This window comes from Pectobacterium artocarpous (assembly GCF_046159765.1).
In the GTDB taxonomy this organism is placed as follows: domain Bacteria; phylum Pseudomonadota; class Gammaproteobacteria; order Enterobacterales; family Enterobacteriaceae; genus Pectobacterium.
Genome location: NZ_JBJXVK010000013.1, coordinates 1 through 18,763, shown reverse-complemented (window position 1 = coordinate 18,763; position 18,763 = coordinate 1). Strand labels below are relative to the sequence as shown.

At 50.2% G+C, this 18,763-nt stretch carries 16 protein-coding genes and 1 tRNA gene; 11 read left to right on the top strand and 6 right to left on the bottom strand.

Annotated elements, in window-relative coordinates; translation table 11 throughout:
• The first annotated feature begins 301 nt into the window (after nt 1-301).
• From ACKQAD_RS10040 to yejF, 4 genes are read left to right on the top strand one after another with little or no spacing between them, the layout of a single operon-like run.
• Nucleotides 302-2,110, top strand: coding sequence for an extracellular solute-binding protein (locus ACKQAD_RS10040; protein WP_409160028.1), 1,809 nt, complete (start codon nt 302-304; stop codon nt 2,108-2,110).
• 9 nt (nt 2,111-2,119) lie between these two features.
• Nucleotides 2,120-3,217, top strand: a complete 1,098-nt coding sequence (locus ACKQAD_RS10035) for a microcin C ABC transporter permease YejB (RefSeq protein ID WP_409160027.1) — start codon at nt 2,120-2,122, stop codon at nt 3,215-3,217.
• Nucleotides 3,214-4,239 (top strand): ABC transporter permease, encoded by a 1,026-nt coding sequence (locus tag ACKQAD_RS10030; RefSeq protein WP_271873500.1) that lies wholly within the window; start codon nt 3,214-3,216, stop codon nt 4,237-4,239. Before ACKQAD_RS10035 ends, ACKQAD_RS10030 begins: the two co-directional genes overlap by 4 nt.
• 1 nt (nt 4,240) lies before the next feature.
• The gene (gene yejF, locus ACKQAD_RS10025; RefSeq protein ID WP_409160026.1) at nt 4,241-5,857 is read left to right on the top strand and encodes a microcin C ABC transporter ATP-binding protein YejF; all 1,617 of its coding nucleotides are present in this window, start codon (nt 4,241-4,243) and stop codon (nt 5,855-5,857) included.
• 40 nt (nt 5,858-5,897) lie between these two features.
• On the opposite strand, the gene ACKQAD_RS10020 is transcribed toward yejF, so the two are convergent.
• From ACKQAD_RS10020 to rsuA, 3 genes are all read right to left on the bottom strand, one after another.
• Nucleotides 5,898-6,242 (bottom strand): YejG family protein, encoded by a 345-nt coding sequence (locus ACKQAD_RS10020; protein ID WP_409160025.1) that lies wholly within the window; start codon nt 6,240-6,242, stop codon nt 5,898-5,900.
• 381 nt (nt 6,243-6,623) lie between these two features.
• Complete coding sequence (locus ACKQAD_RS10015) at nt 6,624-7,814, bottom strand: Bcr/CflA family multidrug efflux MFS transporter (RefSeq protein ID WP_409160024.1); 1,191 nt, start codon at nt 7,812-7,814, stop codon at nt 6,624-6,626.
• Nucleotides 7,815-7,854: 40 nt separating this feature from the next.
• Nucleotides 7,855-8,550, bottom strand: coding sequence for a 16S rRNA pseudouridine(516) synthase RsuA (gene rsuA, locus ACKQAD_RS10010; RefSeq protein WP_409160023.1), 696 nt, complete (start codon nt 8,548-8,550; stop codon nt 7,855-7,857).
• Between the two features lie 208 nt (nt 8,551-8,758).
• Between rsuA and ACKQAD_RS10005 the strand changes: the two genes are divergently transcribed.
• The 3 genes from ACKQAD_RS10005 to rplY all read left to right on the top strand — a co-directional run bounded on the left by ACKQAD_RS10005 (nt 8,759) and on the right by rplY (nt 11,304).
• Complete coding sequence (locus ACKQAD_RS10005) at nt 8,759-8,998, top strand: YecH family metal-binding protein (protein ID WP_409160022.1); 240 nt, start codon at nt 8,759-8,761, stop codon at nt 8,996-8,998.
• Nucleotides 8,999-9,000: 2 nt separating this feature from the next.
• Nucleotides 9,001-10,761 carry a DNA repair helicase RadD gene (radD, locus tag ACKQAD_RS10000; protein ID WP_409160021.1) on the top strand — a complete coding sequence of 587 codons (1,761 nt, stop codon included), beginning with the start codon at nt 9,001-9,003 and terminating at the stop codon, nt 10,759-10,761.
• Nucleotides 10,762-11,019: 258 nt separating this feature from the next.
• The gene (rplY, locus tag ACKQAD_RS09995) at nt 11,020-11,304 is read left to right on the top strand and encodes a 50S ribosomal protein L25 (RefSeq protein WP_180741325.1); all 285 of its coding nucleotides are present in this window, start codon (nt 11,020-11,022) and stop codon (nt 11,302-11,304) included.
• A 141-nt stretch (nt 11,305-11,445) separates the two neighbouring features.
• On the opposite strand, the gene yejK is transcribed toward rplY, so the two are convergent.
• Complete coding sequence (gene yejK, locus ACKQAD_RS09990; protein WP_409160020.1) at nt 11,446-12,453, bottom strand: nucleoid-associated protein YejK; 1,008 nt, start codon at nt 12,451-12,453, stop codon at nt 11,446-11,448.
• Nucleotides 12,454-12,689: 236 nt separating this feature from the next.
• Here yejK and ACKQAD_RS09985 point away from each other — a divergent pair, with 236 nt between their 5' ends.
• From ACKQAD_RS09985 to ACKQAD_RS09970, 4 genes are all read left to right on the top strand, one after another.
• On the top strand, nt 12,690-12,920 hold the full coding sequence (locus ACKQAD_RS09985) for a YejL family protein (RefSeq protein ID WP_015839894.1): 231 nt from the start codon (nt 12,690-12,692) through the stop codon (nt 12,918-12,920).
• A gap of 14 nt (nt 12,921-12,934) precedes the next feature.
• Nucleotides 12,935-14,683 carry an LPS biosynthesis-modulating metalloenzyme YejM gene (yejM, locus tag ACKQAD_RS09980; protein ID WP_409160019.1) on the top strand — a complete coding sequence of 583 codons (1,749 nt, stop codon included), beginning with the start codon at nt 12,935-12,937 and terminating at the stop codon, nt 14,681-14,683.
• A gap of 78 nt (nt 14,684-14,761) precedes the next feature.
• A tRNA-Pro gene (locus ACKQAD_RS09975) sits at nt 14,762-14,838 on the top strand.
• 65 nt (nt 14,839-14,903) lie between these two features.
• Nucleotides 14,904-15,110, top strand: coding sequence for a hypothetical protein (locus tag ACKQAD_RS09970; RefSeq protein ID WP_409160018.1), 207 nt, complete (start codon nt 14,904-14,906; stop codon nt 15,108-15,110).
• A gap of 363 nt (nt 15,111-15,473) precedes the next feature.
• On the opposite strand, the gene ACKQAD_RS09965 is transcribed toward ACKQAD_RS09970, so the two are convergent.
• Both ACKQAD_RS09965 and ACKQAD_RS09960 read right to left on the bottom strand, forming a co-directional pair.
• The gene (locus tag ACKQAD_RS09965; protein WP_409160017.1) at nt 15,474-17,573 is read right to left on the bottom strand and encodes a tail fiber/spike domain-containing protein; all 2,100 of its coding nucleotides are present in this window, start codon (nt 17,571-17,573) and stop codon (nt 15,474-15,476) included.
• 64 nt (nt 17,574-17,637) lie between these two features.
• Nucleotides 17,638-18,408, bottom strand: a complete 771-nt coding sequence (locus tag ACKQAD_RS09960) for a host specificity factor TipJ family phage tail protein (protein WP_409160016.1) — start codon at nt 18,406-18,408, stop codon at nt 17,638-17,640.
• Nucleotides 18,409-18,763: the final 355 nt, after the last annotated feature.

Here is an 18,763-nt window from a genome sequence, read left to right as displayed (position 1 = left end):
TTCTCCCGGAAATTTTGATGTCTGCTTTTCACCCGAATCCTGCCATACATCTCCCCCCCCCTTCTGCAGCGCACTGCGAAAATATGACTAACTCAACAGCCTGAAACATTAACAGGCCGTGATTAAGGTAGGTTTATCACCTGATTTCATGATAAAAAGAAAACACACCGCTTCCCGATGGGAATGCTAATTATTTCAAGAACTTTATGCCGAGGAAATCGGCATTGTTGATGTTACGGTATGGCACGTCTGCATCAGACGATCCCCCCGATAACATCCGCTCGCAGGAGATTACCGTCAGATGTTAAAACGCGTTATCGCTGCCGTATGGCTTTGCACGACCCATTTTGGACTGCATGCAGAAACGATTGAAAACAGCACAAGCTTTACACTTTTGGGTGAGCCCAAATACGCCGAGAACTTCCGCCATTTTGATTATGTGAATCCCGATGCGCCCAAAGGCGGCAGCATCACGCTCAGCGCACTAGGAACCTTTGACAATTTCAATCGCTACGCGCTACGCGGTGTGGCGGCAGCACGAACTGAACGGCTCTACGATTCGCTCTTTGTTTCCTCTGATGACGAACCCGGCAGTTATTATCCGCTAGTCGCGCTAACAACACGTCATTCAGCGGATTTCCGCTGGATTGAAATCGAGATGAATCCCAAAGCCCGTTTTCATGATGGCTCACCGATCACCGCTGCCGACGTTGCGTTCACCTACAATATGTTTATGACGCAGGGCGTACCGCAATTTCGTATCTATTTTAAAGATGTCACCGCAAAAGCGGTTGCACCACTAACCATACGTTTCGATTTTCCGGTTTCCGACAAAAACCGCATGTTCAGTTTGATGACATTGCCCATTATGCCGGAGAAGTTCTGGAAGAATCATAAACTCAGTGAGCCACTATCGTACCCGCCACCCGCCAGTGGCCCTTACCGCATCACCGCCTATCGCACCGGCCAATATGTCACCTATTCACGCGTGAAAGACTATTGGGGTGCCGATCTATCGGTAAATAAAGGTCAATACAATTTCGATAAAATTCGTTACGACTACTATCTGGACGACAGCGTCGCGCTGGAAGCGTTTAAAGCCGGCGCTTTCGACCTGCGTGAAGAAGGCTCACCAAAGCATTGGGCGACGCAATATCAGGGCGGCAACTTTGCACGCGGCTATATCATCAAACAGGATCAGGTTAATCAATCCGCACAAGATACACGCTGGCTGGCATTCAATATCCAGCGGCCGTTATTTCAGGATAAACGAGTCCGTCAGGCGTTAGCGCTGGCCTTTGACTTCAATTGGATGAATAAGGCGCTGTATTACAACGCTTATCAACGTACCGACAGCTATTTCCAAAATACCGAGTACGCCGCCAAAGGCGAACCCAGCGCTGAAGAACTCGCCTGGCTGAGGCCACTTAAAGACAAAGTACCCGCCGAAGTCTTTGGCCCCCGCTATCAACCGCCCTCCTCCGACGGCAGCGGCTATGACCGCCAAAACTGGCTTAAGGCACTTAAGCTGCTGGAGGAAGCCGGTTGGGAGTTGAAAAATCAAAAGCTGGTGAATCGCACAACCGGACAACCCTTTACGTTTGAGCTGCTGTTGCCAAGCGCTGGCAACTCACAGTATGTCCTGCCGTTTCAGCAGAGCCTGAAAAAACTGGGCATCACCATGAACGTGCGTAACATCGACAGCACGCAGTTCAACAGCCGTATCCGTAAGCGGGATTTCGATATGACGGCAACGGTTTACAGCGCGTTTCTCTACCCCAGCGACAACCTGCAAATGTTCTGGAGCTCACAATACATCGACTCGAGCTATAACAGACCTGGCGTTAGCGATCCCGCGATTGATGCTCTCATTGCGGAAATCGTTAAGCATCAGGGACAGAAAGTGCCGCTGCTCTCACTGGGGCGTGCGCTGGACAGAGTATTGACCTGGAGCCAGTTCATGATTCCGATGTGGTATTCCAATCATGACCGCGTCGCCTATTGGAACAAATTTGCTATGCCCGCTGTGCGCCCGGCTTATTCGCTGGGCTTCGACGGCTGGTGGTTCGATAACCAAAAGGCGGCTACGCTGCCCGCAGAGCGACGTTAAGGAATCAAAATGGGAACGTATCTGTTACGCCGCCTCCTGCTGGTCATTCCAACCCTGTGGGCGATTATCACGATTAACTTCTTCATTGTACAAATTGCGCCCGGTGGACCAGTCGATCAGGCCATCGCTGCCATTGAAATGGGACATGGCAGCGGTTTTACCGCCAATAGCGGAATGGATGCCGGAATGGCACGTACTGGCTCCAGCAGCGCACCCAATATCGAGAACGCCTACCGGGGGGCTCGCGGGCTCGACCCGGAAGTCATCGAGGAAATCACCAAACGCTATGGCTTCGATAAACCGATCCATGAGCGCTATTTTAAATTGCTGTGGGATTATGTCCGTTTTGACTTCGGCGACAGCCTGTTTCGCGGTTCTTCGGTGATGCAACTGATTAAAGAAAGCATGCCGGTTTCCATCACGCTGGGGCTGTGGAGTACGCTGATCGTCTACCTGATTTCCATTCCCCTTGGCATCAAAAAAGCCGTAAAGAACGGCACGCCGTTCGATACCTGGAGCAGCACGCTCATCATTATTGGGTACGCCATTCCCGCGTTTTTGTTTGCGATCATTTTGATTGTGCTGTTCGCAGGCGGCAGCTATCTGGACTGGTTCCCACTGCGAGGATTGGTTTCCAGCAATTTTGATACGTTACCGTGGTATAGCAAGATCGCTGACTATTTGTGGCATATCACGTTACCGGTTCTGGCCTCCGTGATTGGCGGGTTTGCTACCTTAACGATGCTCACCAAGAACTCGTTTATGGATGAGATTCGCAAGCAGTACGTTGTTACTGCACGCGCTAAAGGGCTGGATGAAAAGAGCATTCTCTACCGCCATGTGTTTCGTAATGCGATGCTACTGGTGATCGCCGGCTTCCCTGCCACGTTTATCAGCATGTTTTTCACCGGCTCACTGCTGATTGAGGTGATGTTCTCTCTCAACGGGTTGGGTTTGTTGGGCTATGACGCGACACTACAACGTGACTACCCCGTTATGTTCGGCACGCTGTATATCTTCACGCTGATCGGCTTACTGCTGAATATCGTCAGCGACATGACTTATACGCTGGTGGATCCGCGTATCGATTTTGAGGGACGCCAATGAGCCGCTTAAGCCCGATTAATCAGGCGCGCTGGGCGCGTTTTAAAAGTAATCGTCGCGGTTACTGGTCGCTGTGGGTTTTCATGGTGCTGTTTATCGTCAGCCTGTTTTCCGAACTCATTGCCAATGATAAACCACTGCTGGTGAAATATGACGGTCAGTTCTATACGCCGGTTCTCATCGATCACAGCGAGAGGACGTTCGGCGGACAGTTAGATACCACCGCTGACTTCCGCGATCCTTATATCGCCGAGCGTATCAGCAGCCACGGCTGGGCTATCTGGCCGCTGATTCACTACAGCTACGACACCATAAACTACGCCACTACCGCATCCTTCCCATCAGCACCGGACTGGCAGAACTGGCTGGGCACGGACAGCCAGGGGAAAGACGTGGTTGCACAGGTGCTGTATGGCTTCCGTATTTCGCTGCTGTTCGGTCTGGCGCTTACGATCCTGTCCAGCGTGATTGGTATCGCCGTCGGGGCAACACAGGGCTATTACGGCGGACGTCTCGACCTATGGGGTCAACGTTTTATCGAAGTCTGGTCCGGCATGCCGACATTGTTTCTCATCATCCTGCTGTCCAGTGTGATTCAGCCAGACTTCTGGTGGCTATTAGCGATTACCGTCCTTTTCGGCTGGATGAGTCTGGTTGGCGTCGTGCGGGCAGAGTTTTTACGTACCCGAAACTTTGACTATATCCGCGCGGCGCAGGCGATGGGCGTCAGCGATCGCGCCATTATGTTCCGCTGTATGCTGCCAAACGCGATGGTTGCCACGCTGACTTATCTGCCCTTCATTCTCTGCGGCTCGATTACCACGCTGACATCGCTGGACTTTCTCGGCTTCGGTCTGCCGATGGGCTCACCGTCATTAGGCACCTTATTGCTGGAAGGAAAAAATAACCTTCAGGCACCGTGGCTGGGCATTACCGTGTTTATGGTGCTTTCCATCGTGCTTTCCTTACTCATTTTTATCGGCGAAGCGGTGCGCGACGCCTTTGACCCCAGCAAGGCGCATTAATATGTCCAGTTCACCTTTATTGCAGATAGATAATCTCAGCATTGCCTTCAGCAAAGGCGATCAGGAGCAACGTGTTGTCGATCAGCTTTCGCTGGCGGTGAACGCGGGTGAGACGCTGGCGCTGGTCGGTGAATCAGGCTCGGGTAAGAGCGTCACCGCGCTGTCGGTTTTGCGTTTGCTCCCTTCCCCGCCCGTCATTTATCCACAAGGGGATATCCGCTTCGCAGGACAATCGCTGCTACATGCTGATGAAAAAACACTGCGTCAGATACGTGGCAACCGGATCGCGATGATATTTCAGGAGCCGATGATATCGCTGAACCCTCTGCAACGCATTGAAAAACAACTGATAGAGGTGCTTTCGCTCCACCGAGGCATGCGCGCCGAGGCCGCCCGCAGCGAAGTCATCACCTGTCTGGATCGCGTAGGGATTCGGCAGGCGAAAAGCCGGTTGAATGATTTCCCCCACCAGTTGTCCGGGGGGGAACGCCAACGCGTCATGATTGCAATGGCGCTGCTGACACAGCCGGATTTACTGATTGCCGATGAACCGACAACGGCACTGGACGTAACCGTTCAGGCGCAAATATTAACATTGCTGAACGAACTGAAGCAGGAAATGGGGATGAGTTTACTGTTTATCACCCACAACCTGAACATTGTCCGTCAGTTGGCAGACAACGTGTCGGTGATGAAAGCCGGTCAGGCCGTAGAACATAATCGCTGTCAGCAACTTTTCAGCGCACCGCAGCACCCTTACACGCGCCAATTGCTGGATGCAGAACCATCAGGCGAGCCGCTTCCGGTCGAGGATGACAGCGAGCCTCTCCTGCGCGTGGAACAGTTGCACGTTTCCTTTCCCATCAAACGCGGCCTGTTACGCCGTACCGTTGACGAAAAGCTGGTCGTGAACAATATCAACTTCACCTTACGGCGCGGCGAAAGTCTGGGTCTGGTGGGGGAATCCGGCTCAGGAAAAAGCACGACAGGATTAGCGCTGCTGCGCCTTATTCACTCACGCGGTGATATCTGGTTTGACGGCCAGCCCTTGCAAGGACTCACTCGCAAGCAACTCCTGCCTTTCCGCAGCCGGATTCAGGTTGTCTTTCAGGATCCGAACTCCGCACTTAACCCACGACTGAATGTGGAGCAAATTATCGCAGAAGGCTTGACCGTCCATCATAAATTAAGCAAAGAGGCGCGCGACCAGCGCGTGGTTGAGGCGATGCAGGAAGTCGGGCTGGATCCCGCGACCCGCTACCGCTATCCCGCCGAGTTTTCCGGCGGTCAGCGCCAGCGTATTGCTATCGCGCGCGCCCTGATACTGCAACCGGAGCTGCTGATCCTTGATGAACCAACGTCATCGCTGGACAGAACGGTTCAGGCGCAGATTTTGGCGCTGCTAAAGTCATTACAGGAAAAGCACAAAATCGCCTACCTGTTTATCAGCCATGATTTGCAGGTTATCCGCTCGCTTTGTCATCAGGTTATTGTGTTACGGCAGGGTGAAGTGGTTGAGCAAGGGGATTGTAAACAAGTATTCGCATACCCTACCGAAGACTATACGCGGGAATTGCTACAGTTTTCATCCTACACAGCGGAAACACCATCGGCGTAGATGAGGAAATACCGCAGCGCCAGTCTGCTGACGCTGCGGTTTAAAAGGGGTATTGTGCCGATACGGACTCAGCGATAGCGACACCGACGTTCTTCAGACGGCACATTGCTGTACTTTCATCATTGCGATGTAAAAACAAGCACGGTTCGCCTTCCCATTCCAGAACGACGCATTCAACCTGAATTTCAGACAGAGACTGATGTAACTGATGCATGATTTTCCATGCAATATCGCCGTCATGGCTCAACAGCTTGAGGCCAATCAGGTTATTCTCTTCTTCTCTGCCGCTCAGCGGAATCGGTTCAACATTGACGCCTACAAAACCCGATAACCAGCGATAACTTTGCGGCAAACGATGAACTACCGAAAGTTGGAAACTGTCCACTACTGTTTTCCTCAGGTAATAATTCACAAAATAGTAACATATTTCTCATAGTAGCGTGTTCATACCATTTATTGCCACCTTTCGTGAACAAAAAAACAACAAACACACCTTTTTCACATCGTGAAAGTGGCTAATCAGCCTGATTGCAAGCACTATTAATGCCAAGCCGATCACGAATTTTTCTTCTTTTCCGGCTATATGTAACCTTTTCCATTTAATATCTCAACCCTTTTCGACCCATTCGTTCACTTATAGGTCAAATATTTTACATTCACAAAACAAAAGTCATGACAGGGTATCGCCGTCAGAAAGGAAATAGGGAAAGGAGAAAACAGACTCAGATGCAGGAACACCTTTCCTGCATCTGATAAGAAGGGAAAATCAAGACGCTGCCGAGCGGCTTGCGTACAGATACAGCAGAAAAGCACCAATCGAACAAAGTGCCATCGATAACACCATCGGCCAGACGCTGTTGAATGAGGCCAGCGATAGAATAACGCCCACCATCGCACCAAGACCGAAACGCAGCGTGCCCGCGAGCGACGACGCCGTCCCTGCCATATGAGGGAAATCATCAAGGATGACCGCCATCGCATTTGACGCGACCATGGCAATACAGCCGACAAACAGCGCAACGCCAAATACCAGCGGTAAGAACCCGAGATCGAACAGGCAGACAATCACCAGCCATATTCCCATCGCAAACTGGATTACCAGCCCCGCACGGAACATTGCCAGCGCGCCTAGCCGGCGCACATTGCGGCTATTAAACAACGTCACCACAAACAGAAAGACGACGTTCAGAGCAAAGTAATAGCCAAAATTCTGAGGTGACACGCCATACAGGTTGATATACACAAATGGCCCGGCGCTCAGGAAAGAAAACATGCCGCAAAACGACAGCCCGCTCGCCACCATATAACTGAATACCCGCTTGTGGCGGAATAGGATGGCAAAATTCCCGATGGTGGTGCGCAGATGAAATTTTTGCCGTTTCGCAGGCGGTAAGGTTTCTTTGATAAAAAAGAAAATCAGCGCTGCCGCTAAAAACGCGGCACCAGAGATCGTCCAGAAAATGGAATGCCAGCTAAACCACAGCAGTAGCCAGCCACCGGCAATCGGCGCAATGAGCGGTGCGACCGTCATCACCAGCACGACAAACGACATCATGCGAGAAAAATCATCCCGCGAGAACATGTCGCGCATCAGTGCATTAATCACCACCGCAGCCGCAGCGGCGGAAACCCCGTGCAGGAAACGCATGTAAATAAGCTGCTCTACCGTTTGCGCCAGCGCACAAGCCACGCCTGCAAACGCAAAAACTAGCGTACCGCCGAGAATCACCGGCTTGCGACCCAGGCTGTCCGCCATTGGTCCGTAGAACATCTGGCCAATCGCAAAGCCCAGCACATAGGTACTGAGCGTCATTTGAACGTGCCCGTCCCCCACGCCAAACTCGTTAGCAATGGTTGGTAATGCAGGCAAATACATATCGATGGCTAACGGCATTAGCATCGAAATCAGGCCAAGAATAAAGATCAGCCCGAGATGAGAAGATCGGCGTAATTGCACTAATAACTCCAGAGTAGAAAGAAGGTCGTTCTGAGCAAAATCATGTTACACTGGCGATCTCATCATCGCTTAATTCGCGAAATTCCCCCGGTTCCAGATCACTATCCAGCCAGATGTCACCAATGCGCTCGCGGTGTAGCACCACGACCCGATTTCCCACCGCAGCAAACATCCTTTTCACCTGATGATAGCGCCCTTCGCTAATCGTCAGCCGAACGACATGATCCGTAACCTTCTCAAGCGTAGCGGGTTTGGTGAGAGTCTTCTCGTTATGCAGTTGCACGCCCGCCGTAAATTGCGCGGCGGTATCCTCGGCCAGCGGCTGCTCCAGCGTTACCAGATAGGTCTTTTCACACTGATGCTTAGGCGAGGTAATACGATGCGACCATTGTCCATCATCCGTTAACAGCACCAGTCCCGTGGTATCAATATCCAGTCGCCCTGCCGCGTGGAGTTTGTGCGCCACTGGGACATCCATAAAATACAGAATGGTGGGATGATCGGGATCGTCCGTTGAACAGACATAGCCCTGAGGCTTGTTCAGCATGAAGTAGCGCGGGCCGCTCTGCTGCTCCAGCGGATTGCCATCAAATTCAACGTTATGCTCGGGGGATAGTTTGAAGGCACCGCTCTTCACCACATCACCATCAACTGTAACACGCTGCGCACGCAGTTCACGCGCCACCAGAGAACGACTGATTCCCAGATGCTGAGATAAAAATTTGTCCAATCGCATTAAAACTCACTACCTGTCTCAAATACTGCCAGTCTCAAATCGTGAGACCATAAATGATGAGATCGTAGTATAACGGGGGTTTGTTCGCGCGTCCTGCAATTCACCGCCCATAAATTGCTCTTTTAGCCGCCTTCAGGCTGCACATCCTCGCACGGCGTATTATCAACAGGCATAATAGAGGTAATTTCTCTCTTTTAAGGGCAACGCTATGTCATCTATTCATGGTCATGAAGTTTTGCAAATGATGCTCGCGTCCGGTGAGTCGTTTACCACCGAACAGTTGGTTAGCATGATAGAAGCTCGCTTCGGCAGCGATATGCGTTTTCATACCTGCTCCGCCGAGAATATGACGGCTCCGATGCTGGTACAGTTTCTGGCTGAACGCGGAAAATTTATTCCGCACGATGCCGGCTTTACCACCAGCGCCAGTAAAATCTGTCAGCACTAGTTATGTCGTTCACACTACGGCCTTACCAGCGTGAGGCTGTTTCCGCCACTCTCGACTATTTTCGCCGCCATACCCAACCGGCCGTTATCGTTTTGCCTACCGGTGCGGGGAAAAGCCTGGTCATCGCCGAACTGGCGCGACTTGCTCGCGGTCGTGTACTGGTGCTTGCGCATGTAAAGGAACTGGTCGCGCAAAACCATGCCAAATACTGCGCTTGGGGGCTTAATGCGGATATCTTTTCCGCCGGGCTGCAACAGCGAGAAAGTCAGGGAAAAGTGGTCTTTGGCAGCGTGCAGTCTGTCGCACGTAATCTTGACCAGTTCGATAATGCGTTCTCTCTGTTGATCATTGATGAATGTCACCACATCAGCGATGACGATAACAGCCAATATCAACAAATTATCCAGCATCTGCAAAAAACCAATCCACAACTGCGACTGCTCGGCTTAACCGCCACGCCTTATCGACTTGGCAAAGGCTGGATATATCAGTATCACTATCACGGCATGATTCGTGGTGACGAGCGCTGTTTGTTCCGCGACTGCATCTATGAGCTGCCGCTGCGTTATATGATCAAGCATGGCTTTCTGGTGCCGCCTGATCGGCTGGATATGCCAGTAGTGCAATATGATTTCAGCAAGCTCGTCGCCCGTGGCAACGGGCTATTCAGCGAATCGGATCTGAATCTTGAACTCAAACGTCAACAACGCATTACGCCGCACATCATCAGCCAGGTCATCGATTATGCACAAACGCGGCGCGGAGCGATGATTTTTGCCTCCACAGTTGAGCATGCCAAAGAAATTACGGCCTTGTTACCGACGGGTCAGGCAGCGTTGGTCAGCGCCGATACGCCAGCAGCCGAACGCGATGCGCTGATTGGCGCCTTTAAACAACAGTCGCTGAAATATTTGGTCAACGTGGCGGTACTGACAACGGGTTTTGATGCCCCGCATGTCGATCTTATTGCCATTCTCCGTCCTACAGAGTCCGTAAGCCTCTATCAGCAAATCATCGGACGCGGTTTACGCCTCTATCCAGGAAAAACGGACTGCCTGATACTGGATTACGCCGGCAACCCGCACGATCTTTATACACCGGAGGTCGGCAACAGCAGGCCACATGCCGACAGCCAGCCAGTGCAGGTTTTCTGTCCTGAATGTGGGTTTGCCAATTTGTTCTGGGGAAAAATCACCCCGGACGGCGATATCATCGAACACTATGGTCGCCGCTGTCAGGGGTGGGAAATGGTGGAAAACGGTCAACGCCAGCAGTGTGATTTCCGCTTTCGGTTTAAAGTCTGCCCGCACTGCAGCGCAGAAAACGATATCTCGGCGCGGCGCTGCCACCAATGTGACGAGGTATTGGTCGATCCCGATGACATGCTGAAAGCCGCGCTGAAACTGAAAGATGCGCTGGTTTTACGCTGTAGCGGCATGAGCTTCGAGCCAGGGCAAGATGCAAAGGGAGAATGGCTGAAAATCATCTACCACGATGAGGACAGTGCCGAAGTGAGCGAACGTTTTCGCCTGCATTCCACCGCGCAGCGTCACGTTTTCCTGCAACAGTTTTTACGCGTCCATCAACGCGCACCAGGGACGCCGTTTAATTGGCAGAACGCCGTTGATGTCATCGCCCAGCAGGCGTTATTGCGCCCCCCCGACTTTGTCGTTGCCCGCAAACACGGAAAATTCTGGCAAATCCGTGAAAAGCTTTTTGATTATCAGGGGCGATTTCGTCGTGCCAATGAGCTACGCGGCTAAGGTATACTTTAAATAATTCGAGTTTCAGGCAGGCGGCAAGTGAGGGAATCCCGATGAGCTTACTCAGGTAAGCGATTCGGGTTACTGAACGCTGCCAACGCACATGCAACTTGAAATATGACGAGTAATGCTGAGATTCATTTGCCCGCAGAGGCATATTCCGCTAGAATTCAGCCCGCTTTTGTTCGCAAAAGCTGAATAACCCCGCCTGCTGCTGGGTCGCCTGTAGCAGGGTTACTTTTATAAGTAGAGAATAAAATGATTACTATCAAAGCAGAAGTACGTAAGGATCAGGGTAAGGGTGCGAGCCGCCGCCTGCGTTCAGCTGGTAAATTCCCAGCCATCGTTTACGGTGGTTCAGAAGCACCAGTCTCTATCGAACTGGATCACGATTCAGTGAAAAACCAAGAAGCGAAAGAAGGCTTCTACGGTACTGCACTGACTCTGTCCATCGATGGCAAAGAAGTACAAGTTAAAGTTCAGGCTGTACAACGTCACGTTTACAAGCCAAAACTGACTCACATCGACTTCGTTCGCGTTTAGTTTGCGCTGAAGTTGTTTTCCGGGACGCCGGAAAGAAAAACGCCGCATAAGCGGCGTTTTTTTCGCCTTGACGTAGCTGGGTTCAGCCGCAGCCCTTTCCCTGACGATAAGAACAAGGCAACGTCGTCTTCTGGATATCTATTACTTGCCGCTGCTCGTCCGACGCTGTAACTGATCGCGCAGATTTGGCGGTGTGCCTTTAATCGTCAACGTATCCGTCGCCGGATCCCAGAAAATCCGCTCACCGAATAATAGCGCATCAAAATTCAGGCTGATGCCGCCGCCACTGCCGGCAAATTTGGTCAACTGGCGTAGTGTCCCACGATCGGCAGGGAAGCTTTCTTCCAGTTCATAACCCTGTTCGGTGGAAAACTGCTGAAAAGTTTTCTCACCCAGCGGTGGCAATTCCTGTGACAGCGACGCCAGTTCGATTTCCTCACCGGACTGCAATTGCTCATTGCAGTAGCTATACACCTGCTGACGGTAATTCTGACGCTCGTTTTTATCTAACTGCGCTTCATCACAATACTCATCGACCGCTTTCAACAAGCCACGGTTTTGCGCTTTCGTGTCCAGCCCTTCCGAGGCAGCCAGAAAATCCATGAAGAAATCTGACACCTTACGCCCGACGCGGCCTTTCAGGAATGTCAGATAGCGCGTAGATTCTGGATTGGTTTCCCATTCGGTCAAATCGATACGCGCGACGATATCGGCATGATTGATATCCAGATAGTGCGTGGTGCTGATATCCAACTGTTCATTAACCCGCATGCTGTTGCAGCTATTGAGCACCGATATCAGTAAATACTCGACCGCCAGATAACGGTACTGGCAAAACAACACAATACCGCCTTCAGCAAACGGGTACTTCGCCAGCTCGTCACGCAGACGTCCGGTGGCAGCGCGGGAGAAACTCAAAAAGTCCTCATCCCCTTTGCGACAGGCACGCAGCGCATCCGCCAACTCACTTTGCTCATTAAACAGCCCATAGGCCTTACTCTTGGCGCTATAGACACGATGCAGTTCAGCCATCATCTCTTCGACTGCTGCATTGGTCGACAGCAGGGAATCACGCAACACCATTTCCAGCGTTTGCTCGTCACGTTTAATTAGCTGATGCAGGGCAATCTGGGCGATATCCAGACTCATGATAAACTCTCCTTTTGGCAAGGCGCGTATTCAAACACTGATGCGGACAGCCCGCAACACATAAAGCCGCCCTTCACACCTGTACGCGCGCTAAGCGTCTACACTACTTATTAATAAAATTCCGTTTATTGATAAAAGTCCGCCAGGGATAAAAGTACGGTAATGATAAAAGTGCGGAAAAGCATAAGCCTATACGGTAAGATAAGCGACTTTACCAGCTTGAGATACGCCATTTTATGCCACAATCATCCCGTTATAGTGACGAACACGTTGAACAACTGCTTTCTGAGATGGTCAATGTTCTGGAAAAGCACCACGCCCCGACCGATCTTGCTTTGATGGTGCTCGGTAATATGGTGACAAACCTGATTAACACCAGCATCGCGCCTGCGCAACGTCAGGTTATGGCGCGTTCTTTCGCTGAAGCCCTACAGGCTTCGATTAAAAAAGCCGATAAAGCTCACTAAGTTTTGACCAACGTATGGTAACCAACCGTCAGCGCTACCGTGAAAAAGTCTCCCAGATGATCAGTTGGGGACACTGGTTCACCTTATTCAACATTTTGCTCACTTTGGGGCTGGGTAGCCGCTATCTGTTTGTTGCCGATTGGCCGACCTCCTTGTTCGGTCGAATTTACGCGTTGGTTAGCTGGCTTGGTCATTTTAGTTTTATCGTCTTTGCCGCCTATCTGCTGGTTATCTTCCCGCTCACATTTATTGTGATGTCGCAGCGCCTTCTAAGGTTCCTGTCTGCGGCACTGGCAACAGCTGGGTTGACGATACTGTTAGTGGATGTTGAGGTCTTTACACGTTTTCACCTGCACCTCAACAGCACCGTTTGGGAACTTGTCGTCAACCCAGGGCAAGGTGAAATTGCCCGCGACTGGCAGTGGATGTTTATCGGTATTCCATTAATTTTCATGGTGGAAATGCTGTTCGGCACCTGGTGCTGGCAGAAATTACGCAGTCTGAATCGCCGCCACTTAGGCAAACCGCTGGCGGGCGTTTTCATCTCGGCATTCCTCGCATCGCACCTGATGTATATCTGGGCCGATGCAAATTTCTATCGCCCGATTACGATGCAGCGCGCCAACCTGCCGCTGTCTTATCCGATGACGGCTCGCCGGTTTCTGGAAAAACATGGCTTGCTGGATGCACAGGAATATCAGCGTCGACTAACGCAGCAGGGTAATCCTGAAGCCATGACGGTGGAGTATCCGCTTAATAACATCACCTTCCGCGATAACGGCAGCGGCTACAATCTGCTGATGGTGATGATCGACGATACGCCGCCTGATGCCATACAGAATCGTATGCCGAACCTGTCGCGCTTCGCCGCAGAAAACGTGCGCTTCAGCGATCATTACGATTCGGGTTCACAGCCAGACGCGGCCTTGTTTAACTTGTTTTACGGCCTCTCGACAACCTATATGGATGGCGTCCTCAGCGCACGTAAGCCTTCAGCGTTAATCACCGCATTGAGCCAGCAGGGCTATCAGTTCGGGCTCTTTTCGACGAACGGCTTCAACAGCCCGCTCTATCGTCAGGCACTGCTTTCTGATTTCTCGTTACCTGCGCCGCAGCAGCAAAGCAGCGATGCCATCATCACTCAATGGCAGGAGTGGCTCAAGCGTGATAATACCCCTTCCCCTTGGTTCTCTTACGTTGAACTCAGCAGCGCACCGAAAACCGCAGATGGCAAAGGCACAGAACTCAACAGTCGTATAAATATTCAGGACGTTGACCGCCAGATCGGCCAAATTATTCGCACTTTGCAGGAAAAAAACATTCTGGATAACACCGTAGTCGTCATAACAACCGCACAAAACCAGAATGCCAATGCCAGCAACACGGCACGTTTTGCCCGTACCCAGTGGCAAACACCGCTCATTGTTCATTGGCCGAATACCCCTGCGCAGACCATTACAAAAATGACGGACAACAAAGACGTCATGACTACGCTGATGCAGCGCCTACTACACGTTAAAAACAGCACGGATGATTATTCACAAGGTGAAGACCTGTTCTCTGCCCAACGACGCTACCCGTGGTTAATTAACGGCAATGGCGGCACGCTGATAATCACAACGTTGGATCAGCTCATCGTGTTAGAAAGCAACGGCAACTACCGGGCTTACGACATGGTGGGAAATCGCCTGAATGATGAAAAACCACAGCTTGCTCTGCTCTTACAGGTACTAACGAATGAAAGACGCTTTATTGCCAACTAACTGCCTAAATCTAAAGCAGTCGTTCCATCAAGCTATTGCAATAAGGTCAGGAAAAGGTAGTATAAACGCCCATAGCATCGGCACGTAGCGCAGCCTGGTAGCGCACCGTCATGGGGTGTCGGGGGTCGGAGGTTCAAATCCTCTCGTGCCGACCAACTTTCCCAATAAAACCAACCTCTTACGGTTGGTTTTTTTTCGTCTGGATTTCAAAGGGGGAATTATGGTGGAATTAGGGGGAATAACCCGTCATAAAATCAAGGATGAGAAAATGGAAACGATCAACTATAACGGAACGACGATCTGCATTTTAGACGACAGCGACATACTGACTGATTGCCCGATCGGCTCATTCGCAGTGATCGAATACTCCGGCAACTATATCGCTGTACGCGTCGGAGAAAATGACGCGCCAGCATCACTCCGCTAAGGCGGGATTTAACCTTGCTCATCTGCGCCACCCTTTAAATTTTTCGTGGCCTCAATGAACTCTTTGGGGTGATCGATCCTTACTTAACACCCGTTAGAAGTATTTCGATTTGCCGCCGGGCTTCCGCCGACAGCGCGGTAGTATCGCGTTAGTTTGTTATAACGCAACACTGCTGATGATGGCTATGCGGTCGGTTTCCTGACCATGCGGACGTTAATTAACGATTCGGGCTGAATTTCGCAGCACGTCAAATCACGACAGAAAGTGACACGTTGTCGTCACATGCTCTCGCAAGACAAACACGCCTCTTTCTCGGTATGAGTTGTTTTGCGCTAATTTTTCATGTCTCGTCCCGTGTGAAAACTACAGCATAAAGGTGCGCATCGCGGTCATTCTATACTGCCAACTCGCGCCTGAAGCTGCCTGTGTTGCATTAATGCTAGCGTTTAATGTTAGTTGATATAATCCTGAACCATCAACTGTGCTAGTCAGTGTGGACGCAGTACCACTTACCGATTTTATGATTTTAAAAGCGCCGCCACTTGTGAGGACAGTCCATTTGTCTATACACAAGGAGCCGTCAGTATTTTCACCAAAACCAGTAATCTCCCACAAACCAATAGAATCTGTAGCGGGGTCAGTTCCTCGCCCAGATATTCTACCTGTTATCTGATTTCGTCCTAACCCGGCAGATGTAAATGCTACTGTTGATGTTGATACCCCATCTGATACCAATACCGTAACGCCTCCCCCGTTGTGCCTCCATACACTTGCCGCCGTTGCAGTATTAAACCCCCCCGGGGATTTTATCTCAAGATTAGATAGAACCAATCGAGTGGCAAATCTAGCCCCAGCGAGACTCAACACCCCCTGCGGTACACTGGCAGAAAATTTACACGCACTCGGTAGTGGTGTGGTACGTGCAGAAACCTCATTGGCAGTGTCTACAAAGGAGTCAGCACGGTATACGTCAGATGGGAATATAACCCCAGCGTCATAATTACGGTCAATGCGCCATCTGACTATTGTTTGCGTTGTTGGAGCAATACAAATTGCGGAGGGAAGGAATCTTCCGGGCGTATGTGAGTTATTGGGGCCAAACTTGCCTGTGACAGTATAAGTCACACCACCAAATGCGGGGTTAGACCCTACGGAAAATGCCGATGCTGCGGCAGAGCCGGTTGCGTCATCTATAAATTTCCTCTCAGCAATGATTGCGTACCGGGTACTATCAGACTCTCTGTAATAAACACCAATAGTCCAACCAACCAAGTTCCCACCCAGTGTCACTGGTTGGCCTATTGGTACATTAGCCGGAATAGTGTTTAGTGCTAGAAATGATAATAGTCCACCAGAGAAATCAACACTACCGTTGTGAATGTGGGTGTACGCTGAACCAGCACCCAACACCTCTGCACCCATACCGCCGCCAGAACCCCACATTGTTTCAAACGAACAACCTTCAAACATATTTGACAGGTTCGAGCGTGCGAGGAAGTTAAATAAATTACCGCGGGCAATACGGGCCTTGTACTGAACTGTTGGGGTTGTGTTTTCCGAGTTGACAATCTCTACGGTGGAAATTAACCCAGTTGCGTGACCGTACGATATTTCACACTGCTGCCATCCCAGATTGCGTATGCCGTGTATATGGTAATTAATACCATCGGGGCCAGACCCGGTACCAACCATCTCCCCTACATGAAAACTAGCACCCCACATAGAGTTACCAACCCCACCGGTACTTAGTGTAACCAACGAGCCTATACGGTTGAATAGGTCTACACCGCTGTCAGTCCAAGTCGATGATTGGATAAGTGTATTAATAAAGCAACGGGAACCTTTTCGCGGGCTAACAACTATTACACCTCGCGATAACAGATAATTACCAGCGGCCATAAAATCGCAATTAGGATTATTGCGCCAGTAGGTCAAAGCTGCTTGCAACGCGGTGTAGTCATCTGTGACCCCATCCCCAATCGCACCAAACATTTCAGGTGTGATATAAGTGATAGCGTTCTGGACTGTGCCGCCCTGAGAAATCCCGATCATACTTGCGCCTGTGAGCTGAGAAAGAGCGCTACGCAGCGTCAGGTCAGTAACGTTAACCCATGCCCCGATTCCTACGCCCCCGCTATTTTCTGGAGTAGAACCAGCAGGAATAATCTTATTGAAATCTCCATTCCAGCGGTAATAGTTTCCATCCGCCTCATATTTCAGCGTCTGCGTTGCGTTTGTTAGCGTCGCGCCATCTTCAAACGTACCAAACGGCACCCAGCCAAGCGTGCCGATAATCTGGCGGACTAAATTTTCCAAACCATTAATTGTGTAATGCTCATTACCCAATCGGTCGATATATGAATTAACAATCGATGTCACAAAATCGTCGATTTTCCCAGCATTAAATTTCAGGTCGCGAGGGGATTCGCTAGGAACGGGATTGGTGGTTGGTGTAGTGGCCATAATTATTCCATAAAAAACCCAGCGATAAGGATGGGCATTGGTTGGATGATTTAACGGTGTTTTTTTAATTTACGGTGTAGGCGTAAATCGAATCGCTATACTCGGAAAGAGTCAACGAGGTAGTTCCATCTGAATTAGGTTTTTTCTCATCCACTCGCCATAAGGTGCTGTCAAGTTCCGTTTGCGTTGCGATAATCCACCTAGATGGTGACTGGATATCCGTTCCATCCCAAAAATTAAGCTGTATGATGGGTATTTCTGCGTAAAAGCCGAACTCGGTATCATCGCGCGGATATGCTCTATACCTCTTTGTTGCATTTCCTATGTAGTCGGTGATTACGACATACATATCCCCTTCAAAATTTATCCTCTCGTTTGTTTCGAACAGATAACCGTTTCTTGATACAAGATATCTGGCCTGCTGGTTAGAATCGTAAGTGTCAGGAACCTGAATCATCATCCCGACATTCGTGTATTCGCCATCGGCTAATACCTTGCACTGCATTTTAATGCGGGAGTGCAGCAAACGATTTGCTTCAAGCAAGGCTCTGTCTCTTGCCTGATATTCATTCCTGCACCCCGCGAGTTTAATTTTGTTTGGGTTCTCTGGCTCCTGCTCAACAATACCTGCATCCGTTATTCGATAGCGGATATAGGTTTTCTTGTTTGTCGATGGGCTGACGTATTCCACCTCAACGCCATCAAATCCGCCCGGCATTGTCATGTCGTAAGTCATCGAATATTCATCAGCAATCATATTGGCCCGATTGAATACCGCTTGCGGAAAATCCACTATTTCATCTCTGGCGAATGACAACACACCATCCGTCTGCATAGATTAACTAGCTACGGTAAATAATGGCTATCGCTAAATAGTCGTAAGGTTATATCCAGTATTTTATGTTGACGCAAGATGGTCGCTGGGCACGTCATATTTTTTTAGAACTGGGTCAGCTCTTTTCATACGAGTATGAAAATTTGCATCAGTGCGATGAATCTCCCCTTAAAGTCAGCAATACCCCCAGACGCAACGACACGTGACTTTTTAAACTAAATTTTACTACCATAGAACTTCAAACTTCTGTCCGCACTGTTTTTTACATAAAATGCAAATAAACAATTAGTTATGAGTAGAAGTAGAAGTAGAAGTAGAAGTAGAAGTAGAAGTAGAAGTAGAAGTAGAAGTAGAA

What these genes read in the sequence shown, in the direction of transcription:
- ACKQAD_RS09960 (WP_409160016.1), bottom strand. Translation starts at nt 18,408, where the DNA reads ATGCAGACGGATGGTGTGTTGTCATTCGCCAGAGATGAAATAGTGGAT.
- yejF (WP_409160026.1), top strand. Translation starts at nt 4,241, where the DNA reads ATGTCCAGTTCACCTTTATTGCAGATAGATAATCTCAGCATTGCCTTC.
- ACKQAD_RS09965 (WP_409160017.1), bottom strand. Translation starts at nt 17,573, where the DNA reads ATGGCCACTACACCAACCACCAATCCCGTTCCTAGCGAATCCCCTCGC.
- yejM (WP_409160019.1), top strand. Translation starts at nt 12,935, where the DNA reads ATGGTAACCAACCGTCAGCGCTACCGTGAAAAAGTCTCCCAGATGATC.
- ACKQAD_RS10005 (WP_409160022.1), top strand. Translation starts at nt 8,759, where the DNA reads ATGTCATCTATTCATGGTCATGAAGTTTTGCAAATGATGCTCGCGTCC.
- radD (WP_409160021.1), top strand. Translation starts at nt 9,001, where the DNA reads ATGTCGTTCACACTACGGCCTTACCAGCGTGAGGCTGTTTCCGCCACT.
- ACKQAD_RS09985 (WP_015839894.1), top strand. Translation starts at nt 12,690, where the DNA reads ATGCCACAATCATCCCGTTATAGTGACGAACACGTTGAACAACTGCTT.
- rsuA (WP_409160023.1), bottom strand. Translation starts at nt 8,550, where the DNA reads ATGCGATTGGACAAATTTTTATCTCAGCATCTGGGAATCAGTCGTTCT.
- ACKQAD_RS09970 (WP_409160018.1), top strand. Translation starts at nt 14,904, where the DNA reads ATGGTGGAATTAGGGGGAATAACCCGTCATAAAATCAAGGATGAGAAA.
- ACKQAD_RS10040 (WP_409160028.1), top strand. Translation starts at nt 302, where the DNA reads ATGTTAAAACGCGTTATCGCTGCCGTATGGCTTTGCACGACCCATTTT.
- ACKQAD_RS10030 (WP_271873500.1), top strand. Translation starts at nt 3,214, where the DNA reads ATGAGCCGCTTAAGCCCGATTAATCAGGCGCGCTGGGCGCGTTTTAAA.
- rplY (WP_180741325.1), top strand. Translation starts at nt 11,020, where the DNA reads ATGATTACTATCAAAGCAGAAGTACGTAAGGATCAGGGTAAGGGTGCG.
- yejK (WP_409160020.1), bottom strand. Translation starts at nt 12,453, where the DNA reads ATGAGTCTGGATATCGCCCAGATTGCCCTGCATCAGCTAATTAAACGT.
- ACKQAD_RS10035 (WP_409160027.1), top strand. Translation starts at nt 2,120, where the DNA reads ATGGGAACGTATCTGTTACGCCGCCTCCTGCTGGTCATTCCAACCCTG.